At 63.7% G+C, this 23,655-nt stretch carries 17 protein-coding genes; 4 read left to right on the forward strand and 13 right to left on the reverse strand.

Annotation, left to right across the window (positions count from 1 at the left end; translation table 11 throughout):
• Window positions 1-43: 43 nt before the first annotated feature.
• The 4 genes from ACSBM8_RS15930 (at window position 44) to ACSBM8_RS15945 (ending at window position 5,519) form a co-directional block, all read left to right on the forward strand.
• Window positions 44-1,801 carry a type I secretion system permease/ATPase gene (locus ACSBM8_RS15930; protein WP_442678975.1) on the forward strand — a complete coding sequence of 586 codons (1,758 nt, stop codon included), beginning with the start codon at window positions 44-46 and terminating at the stop codon, window positions 1,799-1,801.
• Window positions 1,798-3,198, forward strand: coding sequence for an HlyD family type I secretion periplasmic adaptor subunit (locus ACSBM8_RS15935; protein ID WP_442678976.1), 1,401 nt, complete (start codon window positions 1,798-1,800; stop codon window positions 3,196-3,198). Before ACSBM8_RS15930 ends, ACSBM8_RS15935 begins: the two co-directional genes overlap by 4 nt.
• Window positions 3,195-3,977 (forward strand): sulfotransferase family protein, encoded by a 783-nt coding sequence (locus ACSBM8_RS15940; protein WP_442678977.1) that lies wholly within the window; start codon window positions 3,195-3,197, stop codon window positions 3,975-3,977. Before ACSBM8_RS15935 ends, ACSBM8_RS15940 begins: the two co-directional genes overlap by 4 nt.
• 294 nt (window positions 3,978-4,271) lie before the next feature.
• On the forward strand, window positions 4,272-5,519 hold the full coding sequence (locus tag ACSBM8_RS15945; RefSeq protein WP_442678978.1) for a calcium-binding protein: 1,248 nt from the start codon (window positions 4,272-4,274) through the stop codon (window positions 5,517-5,519).
• A gap of 107 nt (window positions 5,520-5,626) precedes the next feature.
• On the opposite strand, the gene ACSBM8_RS15950 is transcribed toward ACSBM8_RS15945, so the two are convergent.
• The 13 genes from ACSBM8_RS15950 to ACSBM8_RS16010 form a co-directional block, all read right to left on the reverse strand.
• Window positions 5,627-6,850: a glycosyltransferase gene (locus ACSBM8_RS15950; RefSeq protein WP_442678979.1), complete on the reverse strand. Its 1,224-nt coding sequence runs from the start codon at window positions 6,848-6,850 to the stop codon at window positions 5,627-5,629.
• The gene (locus ACSBM8_RS15955) at window positions 6,850-7,821 is read right to left on the reverse strand and encodes a M23 family metallopeptidase (RefSeq protein ID WP_442678980.1); all 972 of its coding nucleotides are present in this window, start codon (window positions 7,819-7,821) and stop codon (window positions 6,850-6,852) included. The genes ACSBM8_RS15950 and ACSBM8_RS15955 overlap by 1 nt, the downstream gene beginning before the upstream one ends.
• Complete coding sequence (locus ACSBM8_RS15960) at window positions 7,818-11,720, reverse strand: glycosyltransferase (protein WP_442678981.1); 3,903 nt, start codon at window positions 11,718-11,720, stop codon at window positions 7,818-7,820. Before ACSBM8_RS15960 ends, ACSBM8_RS15955 begins: the two co-directional genes overlap by 4 nt.
• Entirely contained in the window at window positions 11,720-12,901 is a 1,182-nt protein-coding gene (locus tag ACSBM8_RS15965; protein WP_442678982.1) for a sulfotransferase family protein, read from the reverse strand. The genes ACSBM8_RS15960 and ACSBM8_RS15965 overlap by 1 nt, the downstream gene beginning before the upstream one ends.
• A complete protein-coding gene (locus tag ACSBM8_RS15970) occupies window positions 12,898-13,878 on the reverse strand; it encodes a GSCFA domain-containing protein (protein WP_442678983.1) in 981 nt (326 codons plus the stop codon). The genes ACSBM8_RS15965 and ACSBM8_RS15970 overlap by 4 nt, the downstream gene beginning before the upstream one ends.
• A gap of 38 nt (window positions 13,879-13,916) precedes the next feature.
• Window positions 13,917-14,708, reverse strand: a complete 792-nt coding sequence (locus tag ACSBM8_RS15975; protein WP_442678984.1) for a hypothetical protein — start codon at window positions 14,706-14,708, stop codon at window positions 13,917-13,919.
• The gene (locus ACSBM8_RS15980; protein ID WP_442678985.1) at window positions 14,701-15,774 is read right to left on the reverse strand and encodes a GSCFA domain-containing protein; all 1,074 of its coding nucleotides are present in this window, start codon (window positions 15,772-15,774) and stop codon (window positions 14,701-14,703) included. Before ACSBM8_RS15980 ends, ACSBM8_RS15975 begins: the two co-directional genes overlap by 8 nt.
• 53 nt (window positions 15,775-15,827) lie before the next feature.
• Window positions 15,828-17,987: a hypothetical protein gene (locus ACSBM8_RS15985; protein ID WP_442678986.1), complete on the reverse strand. Its 2,160-nt coding sequence runs from the start codon at window positions 17,985-17,987 to the stop codon at window positions 15,828-15,830.
• A gap of 45 nt (window positions 17,988-18,032) precedes the next feature.
• A complete protein-coding gene (locus ACSBM8_RS15990; protein WP_442678987.1) occupies window positions 18,033-19,154 on the reverse strand; it encodes a tetratricopeptide repeat protein in 1,122 nt (373 codons plus the stop codon).
• Entirely contained in the window at window positions 19,151-19,999 is an 849-nt protein-coding gene (gene kdsA, locus ACSBM8_RS15995) for a 3-deoxy-8-phosphooctulonate synthase (RefSeq protein WP_442678988.1), read from the reverse strand. The genes ACSBM8_RS15990 and kdsA overlap by 4 nt, the downstream gene beginning before the upstream one ends.
• Window positions 19,996-20,793 carry a 3-deoxy-manno-octulosonate cytidylyltransferase gene (kdsB, locus tag ACSBM8_RS16000; RefSeq protein WP_442678989.1) on the reverse strand — a complete coding sequence of 266 codons (798 nt, stop codon included), beginning with the start codon at window positions 20,791-20,793 and terminating at the stop codon, window positions 19,996-19,998. The genes kdsA and kdsB overlap by 4 nt, the downstream gene beginning before the upstream one ends.
• A gap of 10 nt (window positions 20,794-20,803) precedes the next feature.
• On the reverse strand, window positions 20,804-21,829 hold the full coding sequence (locus ACSBM8_RS16005; RefSeq protein ID WP_442678990.1) for a KpsF/GutQ family sugar-phosphate isomerase: 1,026 nt from the start codon (window positions 21,827-21,829) through the stop codon (window positions 20,804-20,806).
• Window positions 21,830-21,989: 160 nt separating this feature from the next.
• Window positions 21,990-23,600 (reverse strand): cisplatin damage response ATP-dependent DNA ligase, encoded by a 1,611-nt coding sequence (locus ACSBM8_RS16010; protein ID WP_442678991.1) that lies wholly within the window; start codon window positions 23,598-23,600, stop codon window positions 21,990-21,992.
• Window positions 23,601-23,655: the final 55 nt, after the last annotated feature.

Here is a 23,655-nt window from a genome sequence, read left to right on the forward strand (position 1 = left end):
ATTCAATCGTTTCGCGCTTCCTCCGCGCAAGGACAAGATTAAGATGGCGAACAGAAATCCAGGCGGCGCCCCTCACCCGCTCCCCAGTCCGCTCGCGCGCGCAATACGCCTCGGCGTCGTGCCCATCAGCGTGGCTGCGCTGTTCAGTCTGGTGTCTAACCTCCTGTACTTGGCGCTCCCGATTTACACCAATCAGATCTACAGCCGCGTCCTGAGCAGCCAATCTGGCTCTACCTTACTTGTCCTGTCACTCGGCTGCGCATTCGTCTTCCTCGTTTCGTCGATCATCGATCAATATCGCGCACAGGTGCTGACTGGCTTTGGTGTTGTGTTCGATCAGCAGCTTGCGAGCCGCACCTTTGCTGCCCTGTTCGACGCAGTCGTGCGGAGGCGCGGTACACGGGCACAGGCCCTCCGCGATCTCGACGCCGTGCGCGGCGCTATCGGGGGCCAGGCTATCGCAATTCTCTTTGATTTGCCTTGGATACCAATCTTCCTACTTATCCTGTTCTTCATTGATCCGACGATCGGCGTCGTCACGCTCATTGGAGGCCTGGTCCTGGTGCTGCTGGCTTTTCTGCAGGACCGCGCGACACATAGCTCGATTAAAGAGGCAAACGACGCCGCAATTGCGAGCTACACCTTTACAGACGCGGCACTGCGCAATGGCGAGGTAGTACGCGCGCTGGGGATGTTACCGGTGCTTGGCAAGCAATGGGCCCGCAGTCGGTACATTTCTGTGGCGGCGAGCGCGCAAGCGGCCCAGCGCGGTGGGGTTTATTCCGGTGCAATCCGGTTCGTGCGTATGTTGATCCAAATCCTGATCATCGCGGTCGGCGCATGGCTGGTCGTGGAGCGCAAAATTCCTTCGGGACTGTTGTTTGCGAATATGATCCTCGCGTCGCGTGCACTTGCTCCACTGGAGCGCGTGGTCGGGACATGGAAGTCTCTCATTGAGGCGCATGAATCTTATAAACGGCTTGACCGCATGTTGCTGGAATTTGAACCACCGGAGCCGGTAACTCAGTTGCCGCGTCCAAAGGGTTTATTGACGGTGGAGCAGGTGAACTTCGCTCCCGCAGGCGCCCCCGCGCTCGTGCTCGTCAATCTGAGCTTCAGGGTGGAACCCGGCGAATTCGTCGGAATCATCGGGCCGTCCGGTGCTGGTAAGTCGACGTTGGCGCGCCTTTTGGCAGGCATCTGGAAACCCAACGGCGGCAGCGTGCGCCTGGACGGAGCGGACGTCTACTCATGGGACCGCGAGGACTTCGGCCGACACGTGGCCTATCAGCCGCAGGACACCGAATTGTTTTCCGGAACCGTGCGCGACAACATTGCACGCTTCCTGCCCGATGCCACCGACGCGCAGGTCGTGGCCGCCGCGCAATTGGCCCGAGCTCACGATCTGATCCTGCGTCTCCCGAAAGGCTATGACACCGAGCTCGGCGAAGGCGGCATGGTTTTGTCGGCGGGGCAGCGCCAGCGGGTCGGCTTGGCTCGCACCTTATTTGGCGATCCCCAACTGATCATTCTGGATGAGCCAAACGCCAATCTGGACTTGGAGGGCGAGCAGGCCTTGGTGAGCGCACTCGGCAAGGCCAAGGAGCGCGGCGCCACCGTTATATTGATTTCACACAAATTTCAGATCTTCACGCACGCCGACAAGGTGCTCGTGCTCACCAATGGGCAGGTTGCCGAATATGGGCCACGTGACGAAGTGCTGGCCCGCTTCCTGCCAAAGCGCCCCGCCACCCAAACCCGCCCCGATCCCCGGCCGAAGCTGACGGAGGTGGGCTCGTGAGCAAATTCGGCGATATCATCCGTCAAGTGCGCAGCCAGCCCGCCACGCCAGCCCCGCCGGAGCCCGGCTTTGCAGAGCTGGATCAGGGCGAAGGCGAGATCATCAAGCTACGCCTGCGGCGGCCCATCGTCGCTGGGTCGATCGTCGTGCTGGTGTTGGTATTCGGCTTATTAATATGGGCCTTTTTTGCCAATATCACGGGCGCCGTGGTCGCCGCTGCGCAAGTTCGGGTCGAAGGCAATACGAAGGTCATCAAGCATCGTGACGGCGGGATCATCCGCCACATCTACGTGCGTGAAGGTCAATTTGTCCGGCGCGGCCAGATGCTGATGCAGCTCGATCCGGTGCAGGCACAGGCCACTGTGGCGGTATGGCAGGCGCAATATGATAGTGCGCTGGCGGATATTGCCCGGCTCCAGGCGCAGCAGGCGGGCTCCATGGAAATTCAGTTTCCGCAGGAATTACTGCGTCGGCAGGCTGATCCACAGGTTGCAGCCCTATTGATCGGCCAGCGCGCGCTCCATAATTCCACGATGACGCTCTATTCCAGCCAGGCAGCCGTACTCCGTAGTCAGGCGGGACAGGTGCAAACCCAGATTGAGGGTATGCGGGCACAGATGAGCTCCGTTGATATGCAATCGGGATCGATCACGGACGAGCTCAGCGGCGTCCGCGAGCTCAACCGGCTCGGCTACGCGCCTAAAACCCGCCTATCGGCGTTGCAGCGGAGCGCCGCGCAGTTGAAGGGCCAGAAAGGCTCTATCCTTGCGGATGTCTCCCGAGCGCAGCAGAATATCGGGGGAATCCGGCTCCAGATCGCGCAGCTTGATGAGAAGCGACAGGCGGAAGCGGCTGCCGGGATCCGCCAAGACCAGGACAAGCTTACGGAAGCCGCGCCAAAGCTGAGAGCGACATCTGAATCGCTGTACGAAACGATCGTACGCGCTCCCGTCGACGGATATATTTTCAACCTCACCCAGTTTACGGAGGGCGGCGTAGCGGGGGCAGGCGAGCGCCTGTTGGATATCGTGCCTATCGGCACCGACCTTGTTCTGAATGCGAAGGTCCGGCCAAATGACATTGCTGACGTCCGTGTCGGCATGCCCGCGAGGATCACCCTGACGGCCTTCAACGCGCGCACGACGCCGCAGATTGACGGTCATGTCACTTTGGTGTCCGCAGACGCCACCGTGGACGATCAGGCCGCGAGCCGGGAGATGTACTATGCGGTGCAGATCAAGGTGGATCCAGGCCAGCTTGCTCGTATCGGTAACGGTGTGCACATGACCCCGGGCATGCAAGCGCAGGTCAATATCGTGACTGGCTCGCGTACGATCATGGACTATCTGCTGGGTCCGATGACAGAGGCGATGCGCACGGCGCTGCGCGAGAAATGACCACAACGGGCGACGGGGAAGGCCATGGCGCACGCCGGGTAAGCTTCCTCGTCGGCGGTGTGCAGAAGAGCGGCACGACCGCGCTCTTCGACTATCTTGCCGAACTGCCCAGCCTCGAGCTCCCGACGATCAAGGAAGCGCATTTTTTCGACGATGAAGAAGCGGTCGATTGGCGGGCACCCAACTATGGGGCCTACCACCGACTGTTTTCTGATCCGGCGCGGCTTTGGGGCGAGGCGACGCCAATCTACCTCTACTGGCCGAACGCGCTGGAGCGGATACACGCCTACAACCCCGCGATGAAGTTGATCTTCATCTTCCGTGACCCCGTGCAACGGGCGTGGTCGCACTGGAAAATGGAATATGCCCGCGGCAAGGAAACGGAACCCTTCGGCTGGTGCATCCGGGAAGGGCGCGCCCGTATGGCTAGCGCCGAGCCCTATCCCGGTTTCCACCGCGTTTTCTCTTATGTCGAACGCGGCTTCTATGGCCGCCAGCTGGCGCGGGCCTTCAGCCTGTTTCCACGCGACCAAATCTTGTTGCTTTCATCATCGGAGCTGGATCGTGATCCCACTGCGGTGATTCGTGCCATTTGCAATTTCCTTGAGATTCCAGCGCCCGCAGCCCCTCTGGCACATAAAATATCTCGCGCCGCCGCTAACATAGATTATAATTCAGCGTTGACCGAGGAAGACGTGCACTTCCTGCGACGTCACTATGCGGAAGATAGTGATCGCTTCAAAGCGCTTGCGCCGTTTCTCCCCTGCCGGATCATCTGACGCCACCACAATCCCGCACCCCGCGCCCGGAACTTTCCAGACACAGTGGGCGTATTGAGTGCTTGATCGGTTGCCCCCTGATTAGGTAGCATTCGGTCCTATGACCGGCGGGAGTTTCTCTTTTCTTTAGTGGTTGCGCGGGTATGGAAGCTTAGCTAAGCATCTAGCGCGCTCGCTTGTGCTGACTGCACCTCGGTGTAGTTGAGCATAAGCGGGGGGCGCCTCCGGCTATCTTTAGGGAGGGGGGGGCTTCGAACTTACGCCCGGACTGTGAAGGTTCATTTGGAGGCTTTAATGGCTAATTATCTTTTCGAGCAGATGACGGACGAACAGGCAGCAGACTATAGCGCTGCCAACGATTCGCTCTTCTTCCTTACCGGCAGCCCCAGCGGTTTGCAGGTCGAGTACAACGCAGCCAATGGCCTGCAGGTTGAATCGATCACGCTGAACAACGGCACCAAGGAACTGACGTTTGCTGCGAATGCCCTCGGTGGCGAGACGCTGACCTTCTTCAGCAACTCGGCCGATCAGAGCACGCTGACTTTCGGCTCCAATAGCGCGACTGGCGACAACGTCACTGTCTCCGGTGTCGCTGGCTCGACCGCTCGCTACTACGCGCTTGGCGGCAACGACACGATCACGGGCAGTGCTGCCAGTGACACGATCGACGGCGGCAACGGTAACGACGTGATCAACGGCGTAACCGGCGGTTCGACTGCCACGCAGTCGGACTATCTGTTTGGTGGCGCTGGTGCGGACTCGATCACCGGTTCGGCTGCGAATGACCACATTTATGGTAATTCGCTGACCACCGTTCAGGGCGACGCTGACGGCATTGACACGATCGACGCCGGCGCAGGCAACGATTACGTCAACGGCAACGCTGGCAACGATTTCATCTTCGGCAACGACGGCAACGACCGTTTGTATGGCGGCGCGGGCAATGACTCGATCATTGGCGGTGACGGCAACGATTACCTGCAGGGCAACAAGGGCGCAGACACCCTCGAGGGTGGTGCCGGCGTTGACGAACTGCATGGCGGTGCGGACAACGACCTCGTCCTGGGGGGTGCTGACAACGACCTCGTATTCGGCGACAACGGCAACGACACCGTTTCCGGCGGCGAAGGCTTTGACAAGCTTACCGGTGGTGCTGGCAACGACACGTTCTGGTTCCTGGCCGGCGATGCTGGCATCGACAACATCAAGACCGTCGCTGGCAGCGGCGTAACCGATCAGATCCTCGACTATGTCGATGGGACGGACAAGATCGCTACGACCGGTGGCTTCACGACGGTTCTGCACGGCGATGCAGGCGTGACGGTTTCCACCGTTTCCTCTGCTTACACGTACGCTCAGTCGCTGATCGACTCGGATCTGGCGACCAACGCAGCTCATCACGATGTTGCGGCGATCACGGTTGGTAGCGATACCTACCTGTTCTACAACGACAGCGGTGCATCCGAGATCAACTCGGTCATCAAGGTCGTCGGCGTTGTCGACACCGTGTTCGCGCTGAACGACTTCACTGTCGCTGCATAAATCGCGGACAGTTGATTTAAGGAGAGCCGGTCCTTCGGGACCGGCTCTTTTTTTATGCGCGTAACAGGCGGCAGTTGGCGGAGGGTGTCAGCGTCGGGCGTGGGACGTCAGCCTGCCCTCAATGCATCGATCTCCCGCAGCCAAAGCGCCGTTCCCTGCGCGCGATCATAATCGGTAAGCGCCCGGCTTCGTGCCGCTGCCCGCATCCGGTTTAGACTGTCCGGTTGCTGGACCGCTCGAACCATATTGTGCGTCAAGGCTTCCACATCAAAAAAGGGCAGTAACAGCCCCTCTACCCCATCGGTGATCGCTTCGCGCACCGGTGCCGTGTCGGACCCAATGATCAGGCATTCTGCCGCCATCGCCTCCACCAGGGACCAGGACAGGACGAACGGGTAAGTGTAATAGATATGCGCCCAGGAGATCGAGAAAGTGTCGACCAAGGTCTGATGCGGCACCTTACCCAGGAAGTGGACACGGCCGAGGTCGAGTCGATCCCCAAGCTCCTCCAGCAGCCATGACTTCCAATCGCGTCCATTGGGGCTTGCAGCGCCATAGCCCCGCACGGCCGGGGTTCCTATCACCACCACCTCCGCCGTCAGGCATGCCGCAAGGAAAGCCGGCAACGCCCGCACGAAGATGTGAAACCCCCGCAGCGGCTCGAGCGTACGGCTTACGAAGGTAATTACCGGCTTCGATCCGTCGAGTGTGCGGCCATCCGGGAGCGCGATCGATGCACCAGCACGGCGCTGCGCCCGCTCCATATCGACCCCTTCGTGAACGATCCGAATCGCGCCCTGCAACGCCGGCGGATAGCTGTCGGCCTGGAACCGCGTCGGGCAGATGATTCGATCCGCATAGGCCGCCGCCAACACCTGCGTGGCGTTTTTGGCATGGGCGCGCACGTTGCCGGCAAGGCTCTCCTGCCCGAATTCGGGATCGAAATTTACGTCGCCGCCATGGCTGCGATAGAGCAGTTCGCCGAAGACAATCAGGCGCGCTGCGGGCCAAATCTCCTTGAGGAACAGCGATTCGCCCCAACCCGGATGCGCAATGATAACGTAGGGGTGGAATCCATCGGCCTTCAGCTTCAGCGCAGCCGCTGCCGCCGCGCTGCCGCGGATCATGTCCGCTTCCGCCCGCGTTGCGATATCGAATATGCCGGGGGTGGAGCCCCGCGCATTATCCCATCGCCGCAGATCCACACCGGGCCGGGCTTGCGCCGTCTTGCCCCCGATCGCGGCCACCTTGTCGCCCCGTGCCAATAAGGCCGTGACGATATGGGGAAACTGGCCTGGGAAATTCTGGTGAACGAACAGGATGTTCGCCATCAGATCGTCATCGCCCAGCTGCGCGCGAGGACGACCTTGCCGCCCCGCGTCACGCTATAGGCGGCCGTATAGCGTCCCGCCGGCCAGCCGGCCGCCTGCGCCTTTCGCCCCGTAAACAGGATCACCTGCGCCTTGTCGCGATCGAGCGGTGCGGCGCGGTTGTCCGCCAGCACCACGCCGCCCGGACCGTTCAAGACCAGCCGCTGCACATCCCCCGCCTGCAAGCCGATCGCCTGCGCAAAGGCTACCAAGGGGGTTGTCTTGCCCGGGGGCGGTGTTGGCGTACTTCCGGCGTTCTGAACCTGACCCATCGTCACTGGGCCGTCGGAAAAACCGGTGACCAATATCTCGCCCTCGCGATAGGCGGGCGTTTTCGCCCATAGGCTCTTGCCCGCGCGACAGGCGCCCGCAGGCGCGCCCCACGCGAACGGATCCACCGCCTTGCCGCTATTGCGAACGGTCAGGTGAAGATGCGGGAATTCCGTGTTGCCGGAGAGACCGATCTTTCCCAGCACCGTGCCCGGCTGCACGTTTGTGCCCGGGCGCACGGCAATGCTACCCCGCGCCATATGGCAATATTGGCTTTCCCAGCCGCCACCATGATCGATGACCAAGCCGTTGCCGCATTCCTGCCCGGTCGCTGCGCCCTGCGGGGTGTCCCGGATCGAGCGATCCTCCACCCCATCGCGCGCGCGCAAAACGGTGCCGCTCGCAACCGCCAATACATTCACGCCACGCCGCTGCGCCACCATGCTGGGGAGCCGTATGTCCGTGCCATCATGCGCCTGATAGGTTCGGCCATGGCAGGCATAATCGCGCGCCGCCGGCCCGGCGTCATCGTCCGGATAATTCTGGATCACGCAATCGGTGCCGAGCGTGCATGCCACCGGAAAGGCGAGGCGTGGCGGCGGGGAGACCGGCGCCGCGGCGCCCAGAAACATGATCGGGACTGCCGCAATCAGCTTTTTCATAACAAGGCCTCCAGGCGCGCGATCATGGGCGCAGCGATCGTTCTGACGCTGCGCTTCTCCCACAGATAGGCGGTAGCCGCCGCGGCTCGAACGCGCGCCCGGTCCCGATCGTCCAGCACCAGCCGCAGCGCCTGCACCCAATCGGACGCATAGACAGCAATCTCCGCGGCTTGATCATCGGCACGATAGGCCTGGCAATCCTGCACCACCGGCAGCAGCCCCAAAGCGGCATAATCGAGCAGCTTGATATCGGATTTGGCCCGGTTGAACGCAGAGTCAGCCAGCGGAGCCAGCCCCAGATCGAACGGACCCTGATCCCGCAGCCAGCGCACGAACCGCGCGTAGGGAATTGCGTCGGCAGGGGGTGACAGCCGGTTTAGCCAGGGGGCCGGTTCAATATCGGACGCGATACCGATCAGGGTCAGCTCAAACTGCCCCGCGCGCTCGCTGGCCAGCTGCTCCAGATCGGGCCGGATGGTATCGAAGTCCGCTCCATGCGTCGCAGTGCCCATATACAGCATGCGCACCTTGTCATGCTGGAAAGGCTCCGCCGGAGCGCGGCGCCAGTCGCGCCAGATACGCGGATCCAGCGCATTCGGCATGATGGCATGTCGATGCGCGACATGGCCGTATAGCCTGGCGAGTTCAGGCGTGGAAAACCAGCTTTCGGCCGATGCGGCAATCGCGCGTTCGATCGCCGCATTCAGCGGACGATAGGAGAGTGCCTCCGGGTGATCGCCCATCGCAACGAAGGCATCGTCCACATCGACCACCAGCGCCGCCCCTAGCGCCCCCAGACGTGCGACCAGGGCATCGACGGCCGCGATGGAGGGCAAGGCCGCGCGCTGCACGATGCATATGTCACACGGCGGTACCGCCTTATCGGCGCTGCCCAGACTGACGATTACGCGCCCCGCCACGCTGTCATCCGTGAGCGGGGCGAGCAGACGGATGGTCGCGGAGCTTTGCGGCCCATGCGGGCCATGCGCGACGATCAGGTGCACGCGGATCGGTGGCGGCGGCGGCACCGCAATTGGCAGTTGCGGAGGCGTCTCGGGCGGCAGGGCGAAGGGTGGCTCCATGCCCAGGGCAATGAGGCTGTCGCCCAAGAGCCGGCGTGCCCGGGCATCGAACCCATGATCTGCAATCACCGCCTCTGCGGCACCCGCGATCCGGGGGGCGTGCACCAGACGATCCACCGCATTCCGCAACGACGCCGGACCCGATACCGGCACAACCGCGGAGCCGAACGTGCGCTGTAAGGACGGAACCGGATCGGAAATCGCTTTCCCGCCTGCGGCAACGATGTCGAACAGCCGGTTCGACAGCAACCCGAACGCTGCCATCGATGGCCAGTGATCGTTGAGCACCACGCCTGCACCGGCATACATCGGGCCGAGCGCGCGGTTGCTGACATTCTCCGCTTCTACCAACCTGCCGGGCACAAGGCCTTCCCAGCCGCCACCATAGAGCGCCGGCGGGCGGTCTGCCTCGATCGCCCAACGGACGATGTCGCGTTCGACGCCGCGCGAATTGCCCACGAACAGGACGTCCGGTCCGGGCTCGGGATGCTCGACCGGATGAAACCGCGCCGGATCCGTCGCCTGCAAAAGCGGGCGAACCGGGGGGCGGACGATATGGTCCAGCAGGCTCGCATAGGATTCCGACGCCACATATACGCGCTGGAAACGGTCATATTCCTCGTAAGGGACCTGATCCGGATGGCTGATATTCCATAGATAGGCGAGTTGCCCGGCCCGGGGCTCATACGGAATGAGGCCGCGCAAACTGATCGCGACCTCTTCCTCGACCAGGGGATGACCACCCCACTGGTGACGGAAGTCGATCCGCACATCATGCCCAAGCTGCCGAATCGCTACCGCCAGCGAATCGGCAAAGTGCCAGTCGCCCCAGGCGTCCTTGTCCGCTTCGGGGGCCGCGATCTTGATCGCGACGCTCAGCTTGAACTGATCGAGGAATGCGGGAGAACCAACCTCCAGCCCCTCGCGATTCTTAAGCCGTACGACCTTCTCGAACGCGATCGGTTCGGCCGTGGTGATGCGACCGGGATCGGCCTTGCCGTCGTGATAGTCGCAGCCGACGAAAGGCGCATAGCCGACCGGCCGTCCGCGGCCCACGCGCAGGATCAGATCCCAATCGACCATCCGGCGCAGCTTGGGATCGAAACTCCTGACCTCGTCTATCAGCGCCCGCCGATGGCAGAAGGCGTTCAGATCGACATAATTCTGGGTGAGGCAGGCATCCCAATCGAAATCGTCACCCCGATATCCGGTCAGATGCCCCAGATCGTCACGCATCGCGATCGCGCTATAGGCGGCGTCGATCTGTTCGAACGCCATGAAGCGCGTCATGACTTCGAGGAACCAGCCCATCCAGCGATTGTCGCTGTCCAGATAGGCGATGACGTCGCCGGTTGCTGCGGCGAGGCCCCTGTTTCGCGCCGCCGAGACGCCGCTATGCGGGCCATCCAGCCAGCGGACCCGTGGGTCCGTCAGAAAGGACGCCGCGATTTCGCGGGTTTCGTCGGTCGAACCGTCGTCCGCAACGATCAACTCGAAATTGGTGTGGCTCTGGGCAAGCACCGATCGGATCGCGGCCGCGATCGTGCTGGCTCGGTTCCACGCCGGCATGATAACGGACACGCGCGTGTCCGCAGCCCGTTTGGTGACATCCGCCGGCAATGTCGCCATACGCCGCAAGAAGGCTTCTTCGCCGGCAATATCGAAATGCCGATAGAAGCGGCGCGGGCGTTCATCCTGCGATCCGTAGCTGGGACGACTTACGGGGATGGCGACGCGCCCCTCGCCTGCGCCGCGTTCCAGAAAATGACGGAGCGGATCGCCGGTCACGTCATCATAGGTCGCCCGATAATAAGCGCCGTTGAACAGGGGCCCGGTCGGCCGGCCTTCCTGCGCGCCGTGGCGCGTATAATGTTCGAGCGGATGGACGCCGGCCGCGTCGAGATCCGGATGGATGCGCAGATAATAGGTGCTGGAGAAATAGGGGTTGGGATCCAGCGCACCAGGATCCCGGCCGTGCCGTATATAGTCCACCAACGGGTTGTGGCCGGCGATCAGCGTGGCGAGTTCGCCATCCAGGGGCGCGACGAAGCGTTCGGCACGCTCCACCAATGTCCGGATGATCGGCCTGTGGTCCGGCATGCCCGGCGCATGGACGGAGGCAAAAGCGCCCTCCTCGTCCACCAGACCGATCTCGCCGTCGAGCGCGACGGCCGCAAGCCCGATCAGGCGCTCGAGCGCGTGCGCCAGCGTTCCATCGCGATCCGCATCATGTCCGTCGAATTCGGCGAGTGCGGCGACCCGCTCAAGCAATTCAGGCCGCGCCCAGAAGAACGTGCCCGCGAAAAAGCCCCAATCGGCCAGCGGATATAGCGGCGCCATCAGGCGCGGCGTCAGCGTGGCAAGAATGTCGGCATTGCCGAATTGATGGCTGGCCGCCGATTTGTACAGGTCCGACGGACCCGCCAACATCAATGATGGTTGCGCGTCGAACGCGGCGAGTATGCGTGTCACCACCGCGTCGTCACGGATCAGGCCATCATAAGCGATGGCCCGCCACTCGGCCGCATAGCCTGAATCGCCCTTCTTCGTGTGAAGATGGCAGATGGCCTGATAGCCCTCTTCCCGTATCGTCGGGAGCAGATGGAGCAGGGGCCCGATATCCCAGCCACGGTTGGGCGTCTCGATACGGAGGATCCGCCCCGGGATCCGGTCGAGCACGCGATCAAGATCGGGATCCAGCGTGCCGGTGAAGGTCGCGATCACGTCGAGATCGGGCCGCCCTAATTTGGCGACGCGATCAATCAGTTCCCGCGCTACGTCTGGATAGAAAAGATGGATGTGGATCGCGGCGCGCATCAGTGGGAGCCACCCTCAGCCTGGATCCGTCGCGCCATCTGACGGGCATAATAGCCGGTGTCGAACAAGGGGCTGGGATCATACCCCCTCGCCGCGCCGATCTGCAGATAATGATCGACCGGATCGAGGCCGCTTTCCACCGCATCCGGATAGCGGGCAAGATAATAGTCGACATCGAACAGTCCGCTGTTGCGCACCATATCGGCATCGCCAGACGGGTCGGGCGCCGGGCGAGGCGGCGCTGCGGCCGCGATCGGGGGCGCCGTCACCTCCTCCTCGGGCGGTGCGGCCTCGTCCGCTTCCTCGGGGCGCGCGCCGACCAGGCTGTGGCGCAGGGCATCGTGAACGATGTCGCCCTCCAGCCAGGGCGCGTCTTCGAACATACTATACGCGCGATCGAGCCGCGCGCGCGCCGCTTCGTCATCAGCCCCGGCCAGCCCGTGCAGGGCTGCATCGACCGCCTGCACGATCCCGGCGAGCGGCTGCTCCAGCGGCGCCTGCGCGCCGCGATGGTGGCGTAGCGATGGATCGAGAAATCCATCGATCAACGCGGCTTCCGCCGGATCCGCCTGCCATCCCGGCTGATCGGCAAGCGGCGCCAGCCGCGCGAGCGTCCCGCGCCAATCCCCCAGCATGCCGTCATAATCGACAATCACGCGGCGCATGGCGCGGGTGGCGCGTTCCGCATCCATCATGTGCCGCAGCCACAGAAGGTGGGCATAAGCCGGCGTCGTCCCATCCCGGCTTTCCAGGGAGCGGGCGATTTCACCGGGTTTGCGCAACATCAGCACGGCGCGGGGCTCGACCCCCATCTCCTCCAGCACCTGCGCGATCGTCGGCACGAAGCGGCACTGCCGTGGGTCCTTGATCGCCAGCAGGCTGGCATCCCTCCACCCCGCTTCGATCGCCTCGCGGATGCGGGCCTTGCGCGAGCGCAGTCCATCGGCCGGCAGACGCGACAGATCCAACGGGCGGGGATCGAACCAGCTGGAACGCGCCACGCGCAAAAGCTGATCGTCCGCCTTCACCAGCGCCTGCGATTCCCAATAGCCGCGCGCATTGTCGCCGGTGGCGGCGATGGCATCGTGGGGAAGTGCGGCGCCGAGCCGGCCGAGCAACCAGGTCAAGGCCGACGTGCCCGAGCGGTGCATGCCCAGGATCAATATCGCCGCGCGGGTCATGCGGCGGTTTCGGTAGCGGTCGGCATATAGGTCGCAATCATCCGGCTGACGTTCAGCTCGATCATCGCCGGTGTGACGTGCGCCAGATCGTCTTCCCAGGCAATCGCGCGGTCGGACAAGGTCACGGACTCGAACGACGGAAAATAATCGACATGATCGAAGCTGCGCGTCGCAATCTCCGCGGCAACGCGCAGCGCGGATTTGCTGTAGGCGTTGGCGCTGAGCACATCCCCGCCGGTGAAGGATCGATGCAGCGGAACCGGCGATACCGTCAGCAGCATGCGTTGCACCGGGTTGAGGGCATGGAGCGAGGCCACCAGCCGCATGACCGCGTCAGTGACCTTCTCCGGCGACAGGACTTCGAAAAAGAAGCGTCCCGGATGGCGATCGATGACCTGCCGTGGCACCGTATCGTTCAGATACACCTGCTCCGCCTCGTCCCACCAGGCTTCCACCAGTCCCAGCGTCACGATCACCAGCGCGCTTTCGGCGATCGACTCGGCATATAGCCGGCGGATGCGGCGTCGCCGCTTGAGGCCACGCTCGTGCGTCACCGGCTCATGGCTATGCAACTGGCCGTCCCACCAGGCATCGTTGCCCAGATCGATCAGGAACCGCCCGCCATCATCCTCCGCACCAATCTGCTCGATCTCGTTGAGCATGGAGAAAGGCGTATATTTATTGAGGATACCCGTGCGCAGTGCCGAACCGCGCATCAATTCCGCCGCCGGCACCTGAAGATCGAGGGTCGGGATGCGCAGACCATGGTCGCGCAGCGAAATCTCGATATTGCGCGCGAAGCATGAGCCGATCGTGAAGACCGACGCGCCTTCCTCAAGCCGGAACCCCGGCGTCACCACGGGCGCCGCCACCGGCTCCAGTCGGCCGGAACCGCGCACCGGCCATTTGGCCGCGCGCTGCCCCATGGTTGCGCGATAGGCATCTTCCGCGCTGATCCTGGAAAATCCTGCAGCCATTGGCGGATCGGTAGCGAGGCCGGTGAAGCAGGTCTAGGTCATGCCGCGTCGGTGGGGATGGGAAAATCCAGCAGCGCGGCGATCAGCGCCGCCCCATAGGCCTCATTGCCATGCGTTGGATCGCCGGCATATTCCGGCTTGAGGAAGCCGGCAGCATCGGCGAGATGCGCCGGCACCGTCATGAACCTCATTCCCGACGTTTCGGCCGCCTCGCGCATCAGCCGGGAGGCGAGGCGCCATATCCGCCACCGCACGCCGGCGCCGGCGACATGTACCGCGCCGCCGCTACGCTCCCGAAACCAGGCTTCCGCATGCGCGATGATGAAACTGTCGTCCCGTACCGGCGGCGGGCTTTCGATGTGGATGATCGAATCGGCAAAGCCAGCCAGCAGGCGAAGCCGCACGAAATCGGGCTGCATCTTTTCCGTCAAGGCCGCGCGCACCAATGCCTCGGGCACCAGCTCTGCACCTGGATCGAGCGGAGGCCCTGCCACCCCGGTCAGCATGAAATCAAACGGTCGCGGATGACGCAACAGGGCGAGCATGTTGTGCGCGTTGCCGCCGATTACCGATGCGATGCGTGGGTGGTGGCGCGCAATCTGATCCTCGATCGCCGCGGCAAGTTTCGGCCCGAACTGCGCACCGTGATAATCGGTCCCGGCCTGACCGGTCAGTTCGGGCACATAGGCGGCCTCCGCCATGTGGATCACCCGCGTACGCGGCTCATCCGGATAGGTTTCGCGGTGGGTCTTCGCGGCGGCACGGATCGCGGCGACGTGACTTTGTCCGACCACCAGCAGGTTCATGCCTTGCGGGCGGCGGTCAGCCATTTTGGTCGTCGATCATGGCCTCGTCGCACATCGTCTCGACCCACCGGGCTGCCTCCACGGTGAACGCATCCGGCGCCGGCATGGTCGCGGCCGGCTGGGGCGTCCCGACATCGATGCCTGCAGCGTGGCGCAGGAAGATCCGCATCACATGCTCGACCCCGTCTTCGGTCACCTCCCGCAAATTCTCGGCAAAGAACCGCCCTCGTGCCTGCGGACCGGTAATGATCTCATAGGACGGGAAATAGAAAACCGCGTCGAGATCCTCGGCCGCTTCCTGCGCGGCGACGCGAAGGACCGACTTGGAATAGATGGTCGCGGGCAGAACATGGTTGCCGGACGCCGTTGCCGCCAGCGGCACCGGAGAAACCGTCAGCACGATCCGGGCCGAGGGGTTTACCGATCGCAGCCGCGCGGCGAAGGCGTCGATCTGCGAACGTACCTCGCCCGCGCGCAGGTTGCGGAAGACGTGCAGCGCGGGATCGAAGACGCCCCCCGCCACGCCGGGGCAGAGGGGAAAAGCGGCACCGTCCTGCATGGAAACCCAGGCTTCCGTCAGCCCCAGCGTGAAAATCAGGACATCCAAGGTTTCGAAAGCGGTCCGCACATGCCGAAAATGCTGTTCCCGGTCGGCCCGCATCTCTGCTTCGGACGCAAAGCCGCCAGGCTGGATCGTCGGGCGAAAGGGGTCGACACACCTGCCCCCTTCCGTCCGCCAGACATCTTCGGCAGGTGTGTAATGACCGTAAGCGCGGTCAAATAGCTGTACCAGCTGCAGTGTTGTATACACATTGCCATAGCGCGCGGTGTAGACGCCATAGCCCGCGGACCGCGCCACGTCCTCCGGCACGATGGGATGCGCCGTTTCGGTCACGAGATAGGCGAAACCGGAGGCGGCGAGATGTCGCGCGACATGCTGGGCAAAGCAGCTTCCCGCGGTGGCGATCTTGTCGGTCGGCGCGATGCGGAGGAAATCCCCCGCGATCGGATCCAGCTCCGATCCTGCTGCCGCCACGGTCCGTCGCCAGAAGGCGCTGTCGGGAAGATGGCGGTAGGGATGATCGGCCATGGCGCGCATCTCCCACGTCATACGGCGCGGAGCAACCGGCTCGCTTGGGGGACCTAGCGGATGGCCAGCTGCCCACCGGCAGGCCCGGACTCTCCGCCGGCTATAGCGAGCAGCAGTTCGCCGCCACCTCGCAAGGCCGCGGCATTGATCGTCAGGCTGAATCCGTGATGCCCATCGCCGATCCCGGCCTGGGCCAGATCGCGGCGGAAGGCGTCCGCGGCCACCGCGCCCACCACCCGTCCGTCGACTCGCGCCTCGATCACCGGCGTAGCGCCGGGCCATTCCGGCGCCTGCATCCAGCCCTTGAACGTCAGCGGCCCATCGCCCTGGAGCTGAACAATATCGTCGGCCCAGATCGCGGTACCGTCGATCGCGTCGAGGTGGCCAACCGCGTGAAGCGCGGGCGCCTGCACGAAACGGTCGACCTGCGCCTCCGCCGGTTCGACGCCACCAAGGCGCCAGGGCAGGCCAAGCCCCGCCTGATGGATCGCGCTCACCGCAAAGCCGAGCAAGCTGATCCCGTCGAAATAATCGAACCGCCGCCCCCGCAACGCCTCGATCAACCGCGTCCGATCGACATCATGCCATAAGGGAATATCGAGCGCGTCAAACAGCGCGATCAGCGTCGCTCGAACCGCGGGCACCCGGTTGATCGACCATTGCCAGCTGCCGAACAAAGCCGATCCGGCCGGTGCCAGCACGGGTTCGATCGAAGCGGCGCCAAGGCTGGCGTCCCACGTCTGATGCGCGAAGGGGAGATCGATCAGCTCGGGCGCGGCTTTTTGGATCAGCTTGTAATGGGCAAGCTCCGCCTTGCGCTCGATAGCCGTCATCTGAAAGGCGAGTCGCATCAGTGCCGGCACACCCAGCGGCAGGATCGGCTGCCGCTCGAAGGATTTGACGCTGCGGATGCCGCCGAGCCAGTTAGGCACGCGGTTCCGCCAATAAAAAAGATCCGGGAGATCCAATTCGTCCGCCCCCGCCCGACGTGCGTCCGCCATTTGCCCGGACACTTGCTCGGCAAGGCAGGCGCGCGCCGGGTCATGCAACAAAGCCATCGGATCGAACGGCGCCTGCAGCCGGACCATTCCAACCGCGTCGAGCGCACCGTCCGGCAGGCGCTTGGCATAGGCTTTCAGGACCTCGCCCAGATGACCGCTCACGATTGTCCCAGTGCCGACGTTATGGCCGCTGACATTGTCCCAGCCGCCCATCCCACCGTCCGTCTGCCAGGCGATCGTCGCCAGCAGACGTATGAAATCGCGCGGCGCGAGATCGGGCGACAGATCGGAGCCGAGCGGCGGCTCCCGCCGATGCGGCACGCCGATCCGCGCTGCAATCTGCGCGCCGACGACGACGTCCGGATGCCCGGCATAGCCGCGCGTGAACAGCGTCAGGCGATCGCGCAGCCCCGCCGCCAGTGCTACCGCCAGAACCGCCCGACTGTCCTTGCCGCCGGTTATCGGCAGCTCCAGCGGGCCGGCACCCGCTGCCAGGCGGATAGATGCTTTGGCCTGCGCCAATCCTTCCGCAAGCAGCTCGTCTCCGCCATGCTCAAAACCACGCAGCCGCGGCAATTGCGGGGCAGCGGACACGATGCGCGCCTTGCCCTCCTCGTGGATCAGCCGGTCGCCTTGCCGAAGCTGGCGCACGCCGACCCAGGAACTGCCGTCCCCAACCCGATAGCCGATCGTACCGAGCCATACGCCCGCTTTGCCATCGGGTTGCCGATCACCCGCGATACCGGCGACAAAGCCTGCGCGGTTCGCCACAATCGGGCGACCGTCGGCGCAATGGAAGATGTGATGCAGGCCTGCGCGATCGCCAAAAGCTTCCAGCGTCCCGCAAGGATGCAGGCGCACGATCGCATATTCGCCTGCAATATCATCGGGAAGCGCCATTCCCGGTTGGCGCAGCAATGCGGCCGTTGCCCGCGCATCCAGTAGCCGCCCGGTATCGCCTGCCATCCGCCATATCAGGCCATGGATCACGCATGCGCCACCCGCGCCGTCGACGAACACCTGTGCGTCCGCGCTATAGAAGTGGCTGGCGCACGCATAAGCGCTCAACTGCCAGCGGCCATGTGGCGTCGCTATGGCGACATGGGTGACGCGCTCGGCGACGATCGGCAGATCGGCCTCAAGTGCGGCATGGATGCCCGGCGCCAGATCGGGCGCCCCATCATCATCCTGCCAGATTGCGAAAAGCGCCATCGGCGCCCCCTTAGCGGTCGATCCGCGGCGATGCGAGGCCAAGCCTCAGGCGAGGCACCGGTCGAGCAGGCGGTCGAGGCACAGACGGGACGCAAGTTGCCCCAACCATGTGCGGTGGCGCATCTTACGGCGTAGCCGCTCCCGCACTTTCGGCAGCCAGAGCACGCCCGGATGCTCGTTCATCAAGCGCTCGGAAATGCCCAGCGCCTGCTCCAACTGCCCCCGCCCCTCGTGATGCAGCAGCAGGTTATGCAGCGCGTAGAGCCCGTGGCCGGTCATCGCGAGCGCGCGTTGATGCACTTCGAAGGCAGCGGGATAGTCGCCGGCAGCATCCAGCGCCGCCGCCAGCTGGCTATGATAGACGGGGTTATCCGGCTGGGTCTCGACCGCGAGCGCCGCCAGCGCCACCTTCTGCTTTGCCCGATGCGGCGCAATGCGCTGCGCCAACACAAAAAGATAATGGGCAGACTGGCGCCGGCGCTGGCGCAGCTCGCGCGCGAATGCGGCATGATCGAACGTGCCCGCTTCGATATCGCCGAGCAGCCGCCGCATCATATCCGTCTCGACCAGGTAGCCGCCAACCGGGTGCCCACCATGCGGCACGGGGATCGCGCAGGTTGCCGTACGCGCGGCAAGCAGATCGAAATGACGGCGGTCGTGCGGATCGCGCGGATCGTACACGACATATTGCCGCTGCAGCGGCATCGCTGCGTCGCTGCGGAAACGAATGCGCGCCACATCGTCAGCCCAACGACGATCGAACGGCACCACCGCCGGATCGACACTGAATTGGGGTGAGAGGCCGATGCCGATCCGGGCGCCGCAGGCCGCGCCGTAATGCAATGCGGCGAACCCGCCCATGCTGGATCCGTAGGCGATCACCTGATCATAGCCGGCCGTCGCTGCCGCTATGCGCGCGATCGCCGTGTCGAGCTCAGGATATTGATACCAATGATTATCGCGACTGAGCACGTGGATGGCATCGATGCCGCGGCCGCGAAAATAGGCCTCCCCGAAACCCTGCCGATCGAGCGTGCGATTATCGGTGTAGGAATCGAACGTCACATAGCACAGGTGACTGCCAAAGCCGCCGACGCGCCGAACCAGCAGTTCCTCGGAACGAAACAGCTCGTCCGAGGCGACCATGGTCCCCGGCTGCACGTTCACCTGCTGTCGCCTTTCACCGTCCGATCGATCGCCAGCAGTGACGTCAGCAGGCTTTCCAGCTGATCCAGCGGCCACGCATTGGGACCATCAGACTTGGCCTGTGCCGGATCGGGGTGCGTTTCCATGAACAGGCCGCTGACGCCCACGGCCACGGCGGCGCGCGCCAATACGGGGACGAATTCGCGCTGCCCGCCCGACGTCGTGCCATTTCCGCCCGGCAGCTGCACGGAATGGGTTGCGTCGAAAATGACCGGACAAGCGGTATCCCGCATGATGACCAGTCCGCGCATATCCACGACCAAATTGTGATAGCCGAATGAGGCGCCCCGCTCGGCCACCATCAAGGTCGACGTCGTGCCGGCAGTTTCAGCCGCCGTTCGGGCCTTGGCGATGACGTTGACCATATCGCCAGGGGCCATGAACTGCCCCTTCTTAATATTGGCTGGCTTGCCGGAGGTCGCGACCGCCTCGATCAGATCGGTCTGCCGTGCCAGGAATGCCGGGGTCTGCAGCACGTCCACGACGTCGGCGACAGGCCGCACCTGATGCACCTCATGCACATCGGTCAGCACCGGCAGGCCGGTTTCGGCGCGCACCTTCTCCAGGATACGCAGACCTTCCTGCAGCCCGGGACCGCGAAAGGAACTGCCTGCGCTACGGTTCGCCTTGTCGAACGAGCTCTTGTAGATCAGCAGGATGCCAAGCCGGTCGGCAATGCCGCGCAAGGTTTCGGCTACAGCCAATGCCATGGCTTCACTCTCGATCACGCACGGCCCGGCAATCAGGAAAAATGGCTCCTGCAGGCCGATAGTGCGGCCGCAAAGATCCCAAGTCGATACGCTCATGCTATGCCTCGGGCTGCCAATGCCGCCTCGATCGGGGCGACATCGTGCGGGTTGTTCAATTCCCAGATGTCATAGCCCGGGGTCTCCACCTCGACCACCCGCACGGGCATGCCGCTTTCGACGAAGCGCAGCTGCTCCAATCCTTCCAGCAGCTCCAGCGGGGTCGGCGCCAGCGCGGCATAGGCCTCCAGCGCGGCGCGGCGATAGGCGTAGACGCCGATGTGGAGGAAGACCGGCAATGCCGGATCGCCCAGACGGTCAGAGCTTACATGCGGGATCACGGATTTCGAAAAATACAGCCCGTCGCCGTTCGTGCCGATTGCGACCGTCGTTCCGCCGACCTGTCCGGCCTGCTGATCCGCCAACAAGCGGCGATGGATTCCGGCGGTAGCCCGAACGGCCGGTGTCGCCACCTGGATCGACGGGTCCGCCATCATCCGTTCAATCAGCGCTTCGACGAAGCTGGGCGGCGTCAACGGCGCATCGCCTTGCAGGTTCACGATCAGATCGGCATCGCCCAGCGCATCGAGGGCAGCCGCACACCGTTCCGTGCCGTTGCGTGCGTTGGCGGGCGTCATCGCCACCCGCGCGCCGAAGCCGCGTGCCGTCTGTGCGATACGATCGTCATCGGTCGCCACGACCACCTGCGCGACGCCGCGCACGGCAATCGCCGCCTCCCAGCTGCGCCGGATTAGCGGTTTGGCATCACCGCCTGCGCCGCGCAGATCGACCAGCGGCTTTCCGGGGTAGCGGGTGGAGGCGTAACGCGCGGGGACGACAATCGTCGTCGTCATGACAGGCTCTTCAAGCGATCCCCAGGCGAAGGAAATCGTGGACATGCACCAGCCCGACCGGGCGGCGCGTTTCGGCATCCTCGATCGCAAACATGGCGGTGATCTTGTGCGCGTTCATCGCGGTCAGCGCATCTTCGACGAACGTGCCAGGCGACACCCATACCGGATCGCACGTCATGACGTCGGCGGCGGTCGCCTCCATGAGGCCATCGAGATGACGCCGCAAATCGCCGTCGGTGATGACACCGATCAGGGCACCGCTCGCATCGACGACGCCGGCAATGCCGAAGCTCATCGACGTCATCGTGACGATCACGTCGCGCATCGAGGTTTCCGGCGCGACGAAAGGCATCGCGCTTTCCCGATGCATGATCGCCGCGACCCGCATCAGCCGCTTGCCGATCGTACCACCCGGATGAAGCGCGGCGAAGCCAGCGGTGGAGACGCCCCGCGCGCGCATCGTCGTCATTGCCAGCGCATCGCCCAGCGCCATCATCATGGCGGTGGACGTCGTCGGTGCCAGATTGGCGGGACATGCCTCATCGACCCGCGGCAACAGCAGTTTGACATCCGCCTGCCGCATCAGCAGCGAATCCGCGCGCGACGCGATGCCGATCACGCTGAGGCCGAGCTTGGCGGCATAATCCAGGATCGGCTGAAGCTCCGCCGTGCTGCCCGAATTGGAGAAAGCAAGCAGGCCGTCGCCCGCCATCAGCATGCCGAGGTCGCCATGCGCCGCTTCGACCGGATGGACATAAAGCGACGGCGTGCCGGTGGACGCCAATGTCGCGGAAAATTTGCGTGCGATATAGCCGGATTTGCCGATGCCGGTCGTAACCAGTCGGCCCGTGATGTTCAAAATCGTGGTGACAGCCCGCGCAAAATTGTCATCCAGCGCACCGACGAGCGAGTTCAATGCCTCAGCTTCTGTCTCGATCACTTCCCGCCCATAGGCGATCAGATCGGAACGGTCGGTGCGGGAGAGCTGGCGCGAAAATTCGGCAACGCCCATGGTCTTCCCTTTGATTTTCTGCATGCCGGCCTTTCTAGCGATGGCCTGGTTCCGTGGCGAGGCAGAAGTAATATGATCGCGAAACGATCGACCCTAAACGCCTTTCGCTTCACAGGGTTTCACACGAAATATCAATGATAACGATGGCCGCCGACTGTGGCGCTGGCGCTACAACCTCGATCAACTAGCCCGTCATGCGCTGCAGAGTCGCAATCAGATCCGCCTCCTCCGCCGGCTTGTCGCGGCGGATGCGCGCGATCCGCGGAAACCGCATCGCCAAACCCGATTTGTGCCGCTTGGAAAGGTGAAGCGAATCGAACGCCACTTCCAGGACCAGGCTCTTTTCCACTTCACGGACCGGGCCGAACCGCTGCACCGTTCGCGTGCGGACAAAGTGATCCAGCCATTTCAGCTCCTCGTCGGTGAAACCTGAATAGGCTTTCCCGACAGGAAGGAGCTCGCCGCCTTGCTCGGGCGGCGCCGTCCAACAACCGAATGTATAATCGGAATAATAGCTTGAGCGCTTTCCGTGTCCGCGCTGGGCATACATCATCACGCAGTCGGCGGTGAGCGGATCGCGTTTCCATTTATACCAAAGGCCCGTGCGGCGCCCGGCAATATAGGGCGAATCGCGCCTTTTGAGCATCATGCCCTCGATCGCGGCGTCCCGCGCATTGGCCCGGATATCCTCAAGCGCTTCGAAGCTGTCCGCCTCGATCACCGCGGAAAGATCGAACCGGCTGGAATCCAGCTGCGCCACGAAGCTTTCCAGGCGAGCGCGCCGCTCGGTCCAGCCGAGCGTTCGCACATCTTCCGCGCCGTCGAACAGGATATCGTACAGGCGGACGAACGCGGGAAAGTCCGCCTGCATCTTGGCGGAGACATTCTTGCGGCCAAGCCGCTGCTGGAGCGCATTGAAGCTTGCTGCCCCCTCATGTTCGATCCCGCCGCCCTGTGCTTCGCCTTTGACGAGCAGTTCGCCGTCCAGCACGCCGGCAACCTCAAAGGCGGCCGCTACATCCGGGAAGCTGCCCGTAATATCGTCACCCGCCCGGCTATACAGCCGCGTCTGCCCGCCCACCCCGACGATCTGGACGCGGATGCCGTCCCACTTCCACTCGGCCGCATAATCCGCGAGGTCGACGCGCAATTCTTCAAGTGGGTGGGCCAGCATGAACGGGCGGAACACGGGCACGTCGGCCGGGGTCGGCTGCGCGCCGAGACCTTCCCCCCAAGCGAACAGGGATCGGTAGGGTGGCTGGAGCCCGTGCCACACTTCCTCGACCTGATTGACGTCCAAACCGAATGCCTGCGCCAGCGCCGTTTTCGCGAGACGGGCAGAGACGCCGACACGCAATTCTCCGGTTGCCAGCTTCAACAGCGCATAGCGACCCGATGCATCGAGTTGATCGAGCATGCCCGCCAGCGCGCGCGGCGCTTCTGCCCGCCCGAGCGTCATCAGCCGTTCGATGACGGCGCCGAGGCCCAGTGCGCCGGTATCGATCTCCGGCGGAATGCCCGGGGGCTTGGGCCACAGCAACGCCGCGGTTTCCGCCAGATCGCCGACGAAGTCGCGGCTCATCGCAAACAGGACCGGATCGACGCGCTCGTCGACCAGCGCCTTGATCGCGGATGCTTTCACTCCGGGAAGATTGAGTCCGCCGGTGAGCGCCGCCATCGCCCAGCCGCGATCGGGATCCGGGGTTTCGCGCAGATAATCGGCGATCAGCTTCAGCTTCGCATTGCGCGAACGCGTATAGACCAGGCCATCCAGCAGCTGAGAAAATTGGCGCATCTTCGATTAAACACAAAGGGCGGCACATCGTGCCGCCCTTTGCTTCATCCATCGA

The organism is Sphingomonas sp. ASY06-1R, assembly GCF_052180265.1.
Taxonomy (GTDB): Bacteria; Pseudomonadota; Alphaproteobacteria; order Sphingomonadales; family Sphingomonadaceae; genus Sphingomonas_I.